Genomic DNA, 6,876 nt, shown 5'->3' with positions numbered 1-6,876 from the left:
AACTGCTTCGACACCACTCCGATGACGGCCTGGAGGTCCAATCCGTTCTTGATCGTGGGCATTTCACCCGAGTCCCGCTCACGGTCAACACCCGTGTAGAACTGGTGCCCCGCACCCGCGGCTCGCCCGTCGTCTGGCCGCCAGCGCCAGACGACGACGCACCTCGGTCCGATGCTGCCGTCACGGACCTTCTGGTGAGCCTCATAGTTGAGCTTCGCGAGCTGATCAGCAATCAAGTGCGCGGAGACCTTGCCGCGGTCGTGTGCTTTGGCGAGGCTCAGTAGGGCTCGCTGCCATGCCCGGCCCTTCTGAGCAAGGTAGATGCCGCCCGTTCCTCCCCAGGCGAGCCGGGTACTCGGCGAGTCTGGCTCGGCGGCGCGCTGATGACTCACGCAGCGGTGCGAGTGCTGGCCCGACTTGGGATCGACCACGTTGTCGATGCTGTAGAGCCGGGACCCGAGGCCTCGGACGAAGGCCGGGATGATTATGGAGTGCGTGCCGTTTGGCGTTCGCGCCAGGTACTTCGGCAGCTCTCTGCTCGCGGCAGCCGAAAGAATGCCTAGGGACTCCGCGAACGTCAGACCTGCGCGCCCTCGCAGAACGGCGCTCATCCATTCGGACGGCTGCGTGCCCCCGGGCGTGGCACCCAGGCCCGCGTATCCGAGTAGGCCGACTCCGTCGGTGGTCTCCAGGTTCATGACCTTCATCGCATCGTCGATGGGTGGTCGGCGGCCGCCGTATGACAGCCGCCGGTCGACCACGAGCCACAGGCTGTCTCGACTGTGCAGGGAGAGGACCAGGGTCACGGCGTCATGCTCTCATGGGGCTCAGCACGCCCTAGCCCACCGACGCCACCGGGCTGTGGCACCCGATCATTGGGCCACGACTCGATGCAGGCAGCGATCATCTACCAACACGCCACGACCGAAGCCGACGTCCGCATCGCGGCCACCCTCGACATCGAACTCCATCGCGAGTTCATTCGCTGGCTGGTGAGAATCCTTCCCACCGCTATCTGGCCTGGTCCAACGTCCGACTGAGCCCCTATCGTCGGGTGCAATACTGCGTCAATCCTGGTTCTCGTCGTCGAGAACTTCGACGTTCCACGCTTCAGCCCACTGCTTCAGTGAGACGTGCTTGTCCCTGTAGAAGTACTTCCACCGCACGTCGCCGTCTCGGCTGACCTGCGGTGGTCCGAGTACCCCGAATGCACTCTCAAGATCAGAGGTCACTTGACGTGCCGCCAACAATGATGCGGCTCCCGAACTGCGGAGTTCGTCAAGGGAGACGGTCATCGTGACGAGGCCGGTGTCTGTATCGAGAGCACGGGTACCATGCAACTCTCCCGGAAAGGACGACCGGTACTGCCACAACGTCATCGGGTACTGCTCGGGCGCATACAGCTCGACCAGAAGTGTGGCTTCTCCTGAGGTGCCTGCCCAGTCAATCGCCCATTGGGCCAGAGCCCATATTCCGTTAACGAGGCATCCGACGATGTCCTCGTCTGCGATGCGTGCAACCTTCGGGCCCTCGTCGAGCGCGTCCCTGGGACGCCACTCCCAGCCGTAGGCGAGCGATCCTCCGCCGTCGAGATGGAGACGGGCGGTGCTCGAATAGACACGGTCTTGGGCGTCGTACAGCACGAGCGAGCGGAACGAGGGTGACGGGTCGTAGGTGGTCGAGCCGAACCATGTGGGGAACTGCACGCGTTCCGTGCGACCGAATGTACGTAGCTCGCTCGTGTTGGAGCGTGTGACAGTGAATCTGCCAGGCCAGTCGGGTTCGATGCTGAGTACCAGCCACGCTCGCTCACTCCGATCCAGGCTTTCGACCATCGCTTTGTGTCGTTCCTGCGCCTGGTGGGCATGGGTACGCGCGTCAGCGAACCGGCTCCGATACAAGTCGGCAATCTCAGACTCGGTGAGGTAGCGCTTGTGTGTCCCTTCACGGAGCGGGTAGCGGACGGTCTCGGCGTTCACGGCGACGCAGTGGGGTCGACGCACTGACGGTGGCATCGACAGGATGAGGTAGCCCTTGTCGTCCGGGCTCGCGATCCGGGAGACCGTGAAGGTCGGCACCGGCGCTACCAGCGACGAGATGATCTGGGTCATGCGAAGTTCCTCGCCAGCGAAGTCCGCCTCCGCAAGCGGTGTCAGTTCCGTGATAATGCCGCTGCCGTCCTCTTCGAGGCCGACGATGATGAGGCCGCCTTGTCGGTTGGCGAACGCAGCGACATCGCTCGCCAGCTCGCGCTTCTGTGCGTCGCTGTTGCCGTAGGGGTCGCGCTTGGCGTCGAACCACTCGGTCTCCGGAGCACCAACCAGTCTTTCGAGGTCGGCCTCCGTAATCGCGTCGATGTCGCGGCCGAGGAGCGGGTGAAGCTGCGGGGGCACGTAGCCAGCCATCGAGACATATTCGCGCTCCGCGACAGCGGCGCAGTGGCCCATTTGTGGCCCTGGCCCCGGGGTTGCAGCGGTAGCCGCCAGCTGTGGCACGGTCTACCCAGCCTCTACCAGGGCTGGAGCCGAGAGCGGGTGACGAGGATCGAACTCGCATTAGCAGCTTGGGAAGCTGCCGTTCTGCCATTGAACTACACCCGCAGAACGAGGCTGCAGGCTAGCCGGGGTGGGAGTCATCGGGCGACCGATGAGCTTTCGGGTAGGCGGGCGTTGTACGGGTATGACCAAGCTTCTGGACGGCAAGAACGCCATCATCTACGGAGGGGCCGGGGGGATCGGCACCGGGGTCGCCCGCCGCTTCGTGGAGGAGGGCGCCCATGTGTTCCTCGTGGGACGCACCCGGGAGACGCTCGACCGGGCGGCCAAGGACGTCGGAGCGACCGGCATAGCGGTGTTCGACGCCCTCGACGAGGCGGCCGTCGACCAGCACGTCCGCGACGTCGTGTCGGAGGCCGGCAGCGTCGACGTCTCCCTCAACCTCATCACCCGGGGCGACGTGCAGGGCATCCCGCTCGTCGACATGACCACCGACGACCTGCTGCGAGCCACCACCATCGGCCTCACCAGCAACTTCCTCACCGCCAGGGCCGCCGCCCGCCAGATGATCGAGCAGGGCCACGGCGTCGTCATCCACCTCAACTCCGCCTCGGGCGACGGGGCGATGCCCGGCATGGGTAGCACCGGCCCCGCCGACGCCGCCGTCGAGAGCTTCATGCGCTACCTCGCCGCCGAGCTCGGCCCGCACGGCGTCCGGGTCTGCGGCATCCACACCGCCGGCGTCGCCGACACGCTCACCCGTGACAAGCTCGCCGATGTGGACCCCAACCAGGACTGGGACCCGGCTGCCATCGAGCGGATGATCGCCGGCATGTCGGTGATGGACCGGGCACCCCGCCTGGCCGACGTCGCCGGCGCCGCCACGTTCCTGGCATCCGACCTCGCCTCCGGCATGACCGGCAGCGTCCTCAACGCCACCGCCGGGCTGGTGCTCCGATGAGCTCCACCGACATCGCCGACGAGGCGACGTTCGAGCGCCTCACCCAGCAGCACCGCCGCGAGCTGCACGTCCACTGCTACCGCATGCTGGCGTCGTTCGACGAGGCCGAGGACGCCGTGCAGGAGACCTTCCTCCGTGCCTGGCGCGGCCGGGACGACTTCGGCGGCGACCAGCTGTTCCGGGCCTGGCTGTACCGGATCGCCACCAACGTGTCCCTCGACATGATCCGCCGCCGCAACCGCCGGGCTGTCGAGCTGCGGCAGTCGTTCGCCGAGATCCCCTGGATCCAGCCCTATCCCGACCGCCTGCTCGACGAGATCGCCCCCACCGAGGATGGGCCCGACGCCGCTGTCGTCGGGCGCGAGACCATCGAGCTGGCCTTCCTCGCCGCCACCCAGGTGCTCCCGTCCCGCCAGCGGGCCGCCCTCCTGCTTCGCGACGTCCTCGGCATGACGGCGGCCGAGACGGCGGACATGCTCGAAACCAGCGTCGCGGCCGCCAACAGCGCCCTCCAGCGGGCCCGGGCCACCCTGCAGGAGCACCTGCCGGAGCAGCGGCTCGAGTGGTCCGCCCCGGGCACCGGGCTCTCCGCCGACGACCGGGAGCTGCTGGAGCGCTTCATCGACGCCCACGAGCGCTGCGACGCTCAGGCCGCGCTCGCCGCGGCGTCGCCCGACCTGCGCATCACGATGCCGCCGCGCCCCTACTTCTACGAGGGCCTCGACACCATCGGGCCGCTGTTGAAGAGCGCCTTCGGCGAGGGCCAGGAGGGCGACTGGCGACTGGTGCCCACCGTGGCGAACCGGATGCCGACGGCGGCGAGCTACCTGCGCCGCTGGGGCGACACCGAGTTCCGGGCCTTCAAGTTCGACGTGCTGCGGGTGGTCGACGGGAAGATCGCCGAGATCACCACGTTCGGACCGGAGCTGTTCCCGCAGTTCGGTCTCCCGCTGACGCTGGACGAGAAGGACGAGGACAAGGACGGCGACCCGGCCCCCTGACCGACGCCAGTAGGGTGGCCGGCCGTGATCCTGTCCGACCGCACCATCCGCGAGGAGCTCGCCGCGGGGCGCATCGTGATCGATCCGCTCGAGGAGGGCTGCATCCAGCCCTCGTCGGTCGATCTGCGACTCGACCGCCTCTTCCGGGTGTTCCTCAACCACACGATGCCGGTCATCGACGTGAAGGCCGACCTGGAGGACCTCACCCGGCTCGTGTCGATCGAGCCCGACGACGTCTTCATCCTGCACCCCGGCGAGTTCGTGCTGGCCTCCACCTTCGAGATGGTGGGCGTCCCCAACGACCTCGTCGCCCGCATCGAGGGCAAGAGCTCGTTGGGGCGCCTGGGCCTCCTGATCCACAGCACGGCCGGGTTCATCGACGCCGGGTTCACCGGGCACATCACGCTGGAGCTGTCGAACGTGGCCAACCTGCCGATCACGCTCTACCCGGGCATGAAGATCGGCCAGATCAGCTTCCTGCGCATGACGACGCCGGCCGACGTGCCCTACGGCTCCTCGGCGGTGGGCTCGAAGTACCAGGGCCAGCGCGGCCCCACCCCCAGCCGCTACTGGGAGAACTTCAAGTAGTCACCCGCGGTCAGATGAGGGTGGTGAGGAGGGTGCCGAGCAGGCCGCCCTCGCAGTCGAGGCTGAGGAGCCGGGCCTCGCACGCCGACACCCGGGCCGTGGGCTGCCCTCCGGCGACGTCGACGCCCACCACCACGGTGGCCGTCTGGCCGGGCGACACGGGCGCCAGCCCGCACGACGACCCCGACAGCAGCGTGGTGAGCAGGCCGCAGCCGGTCGGCCGCGCCCGCACCGAGGCCCCGGTCGACAGCTCCACGTCCAGCACCAGCGGGCTGGTGGGCTGCGACGTGGGGTTGTGCAACGTGATCCGCAGCTCGGCGACGTCATCGAGCCACACCACCATCAGGTAGGGCGTCCCCGTCGGGGGCGGTGGCGGCGTGGTGGGTGGATCCGTGGGGGGCGTGGTCGGCGTCGGCTCGCCCGGCGTGTCCGGTGGCGAGGACGGCGGTGGCGTGCCCGGCTCGGCGGGGGGCGGAGCTGTGGGCTCCGGCGACCCCGGGGGCACGGTCGACGTGGGGTCGAGCGCCACGATCGGCACGATCAGCTGCGGCGGTTCCTCGTCGGACGACTCCGGCGACTCGGGCGAATCGGGGTCCGACGGATCGGGCGTGTCCGGCGGCTCCGGCGACACCTCCGAGCGGTCCGGGTCGCCCTGGGGATCGTCGGTGTTCGGCAGCGCCGACTCGTCGCCGCCCTGCGAGGAGATCAGCGCGAACGCCAGCGCCGCCACCAGCACCAGGCCGGCGATGACGGCTGGGTTGGCACGTGCCTTGTCGGTCAGGCGCCGGGCCAGCGACGATCCACCCGAGGTGACGCCGCCGCCCGTGGCGACCGCCGCGGCGATCTGCGTCGCGGTGACCGCGAAGACCGGGGCGATGGAGCGGACCAGCATGCGGTTGACGTCGGCCAGCTCGCCGACGAGGCCGCGGCACGAGCCGCAGTCGTCGAGGTGGCCTTCGGTGGAGGTGCGGTCGCGTCGACTCAGCCCGTCGCGCACGTAGGCGCCGAGGCGCGACCGGTGGGGCTCGCAGCCCGGGCGCGGCGACGCCTGGAGATGGGCCTGGAGGTAGGCCTGCCGCAGCTTCTCCCGGGCGCGGTAGGCGAGGGCGGCCGCGGCGTTGGCGGTCATGCCCAGGGTGGGCGCCAGGTCGCGGGGTTGGCGTCCCTCGACGGCCGTCTGCCACAGCACCGCCTGCCAGCGGTCGGGGAGCGACTCGTAGGCCGCCAGCACGAGCTGGCGGTCGGCCGGGTCGAGCGCGGGCGTCTGCGCCTCGGCGCGCACCGGCTCGGGCACCTCCTCGACCGGCTCGTCGTGCCTCCGGGAGATGCGGTCGGCGGCCAGCCGGCGGAGCGTTACGAACAGATAGGCGCGGAAGGCCTCCGTCGGTCCCGCACCACGCCGGAGCGCGGCGAGGACGCGTTCGAACGATTCGTTGACGAGGTCTTCTGGGTCTCCAGCACGCGAGTAGGCGTTTGCCAGCCGCTGAGCCGCCGCCTGGTGGCGGACGTACAGCTCGGTGAACGCAGCTTCGTCGCCGTCGCGTGCCTGACCCAGAAGGTCAGCGTCGGAGACCGCGGTCGGTGTCATGTTGTGCCTGTCCCACGGCCCGGACTCTAGGTAACGCGATCATCTCTGTCCGGATCGAACGCGAGAAACTCGGTCGGTAGGCGGACTTTTCGCGGCACAGAGGGAGATTTCTGGCTCTCGGAGCGGATCCGTGGGTTAGTGGCGGCCTGGGAGGTGGGGGGTGTGGCCTCCGAGGGCGAGCATGGCGAGGGCGATGAGGGGTTCGGGGCCGTGGAAGCCGAAGGCGATGCGGGTGAGGAGCCG

The 6,876-nt window shown here is 68.9% G+C and carries 6 protein-coding genes and 1 tRNA gene; 3 read left to right on the top strand and 4 right to left on the bottom strand.

Going from position 1 to position 6,876, the window contains the following annotated elements; genetic code table 11:
* From VK611_15475 to VK611_15465, 3 genes are all read right to left on the bottom strand, one after another.
* The coding region (locus VK611_15475; GenBank protein HMG42733.1) for a hypothetical protein at nt 1-806 on the bottom strand (806 nt) is incomplete at its 3' end.
* Between the two features lie 261 nt (nt 807-1,067).
* Nucleotides 1,068-2,405, bottom strand: a complete 1,338-nt coding sequence (locus tag VK611_15470) for an ATP-binding protein (protein ID HMG42732.1) — start codon at nt 2,403-2,405, stop codon at nt 1,068-1,070.
* A gap of 124 nt (nt 2,406-2,529) precedes the next feature.
* Nucleotides 2,530-2,600, bottom strand: a tRNA-Gly gene (locus VK611_15465).
* 79 nt (nt 2,601-2,679) lie between these two features.
* Between VK611_15465 and VK611_15460 the strand changes: the two genes are divergently transcribed.
* The 3 genes from VK611_15460 to dcd are packed head-to-tail and all read left to right on the top strand — an operon-like array spanning nt 2,680 to nt 5,045.
* Nucleotides 2,680-3,456, top strand: coding sequence for an SDR family oxidoreductase (locus VK611_15460; GenBank protein HMG42731.1), 777 nt, complete (start codon nt 2,680-2,682; stop codon nt 3,454-3,456).
* Nucleotides 3,453-4,457 carry an RNA polymerase subunit sigma-70 gene (locus VK611_15455; protein ID HMG42730.1) on the top strand — a complete coding sequence of 335 codons (1,005 nt, stop codon included), beginning with the start codon at nt 3,453-3,455 and terminating at the stop codon, nt 4,455-4,457. Before VK611_15460 ends, VK611_15455 begins: the two co-directional genes overlap by 4 nt.
* A 24-nt stretch (nt 4,458-4,481) precedes the next feature.
* Nucleotides 4,482-5,045, top strand: coding sequence for a dCTP deaminase (gene dcd, locus VK611_15450; protein HMG42729.1), 564 nt, complete (start codon nt 4,482-4,484; stop codon nt 5,043-5,045).
* A 10-nt stretch (nt 5,046-5,055) separates the two neighbouring features.
* On the opposite strand, the gene VK611_15445 is transcribed toward dcd, so the two are convergent.
* The gene (locus VK611_15445; GenBank protein ID HMG42728.1) at nt 5,056-6,633 is read right to left on the bottom strand and encodes a sigma-70 family RNA polymerase sigma factor; all 1,578 of its coding nucleotides are present in this window, start codon (nt 6,631-6,633) and stop codon (nt 5,056-5,058) included.
* Between the last annotated feature and the right edge of the window lie 243 nt (nt 6,634-6,876).

The organism is Acidimicrobiales bacterium (assembly GCA_035316325.1).
In the GTDB taxonomy this organism is placed as follows: domain Bacteria; phylum Actinomycetota; class Acidimicrobiia; order Acidimicrobiales; family VFJN01; genus DASXTK01.
Note: the sequence above shows the minus strand (reverse complement) of the source record. Positions and strands in the feature narration are given on the sequence as shown.

Excerpts from the sequence above, each read along its gene's own strand:
- VK611_15470 (HMG42732.1), bottom strand. The coding sequence starts at position 2,405 with ATGGCTGGCTACGTGCCCCCGCAGCTTCACCCGCTCCTCGGCCGCGAC.
- VK611_15460 (HMG42731.1), top strand. The coding sequence starts at position 2,680 with ATGACCAAGCTTCTGGACGGCAAGAACGCCATCATCTACGGAGGGGCC.
- VK611_15455 (HMG42730.1), top strand. The coding sequence starts at position 3,453 with ATGAGCTCCACCGACATCGCCGACGAGGCGACGTTCGAGCGCCTCACC.
- VK611_15445 (HMG42728.1), bottom strand. The coding sequence starts at position 6,633 with ATGACACCGACCGCGGTCTCCGACGCTGACCTTCTGGGTCAGGCACGC.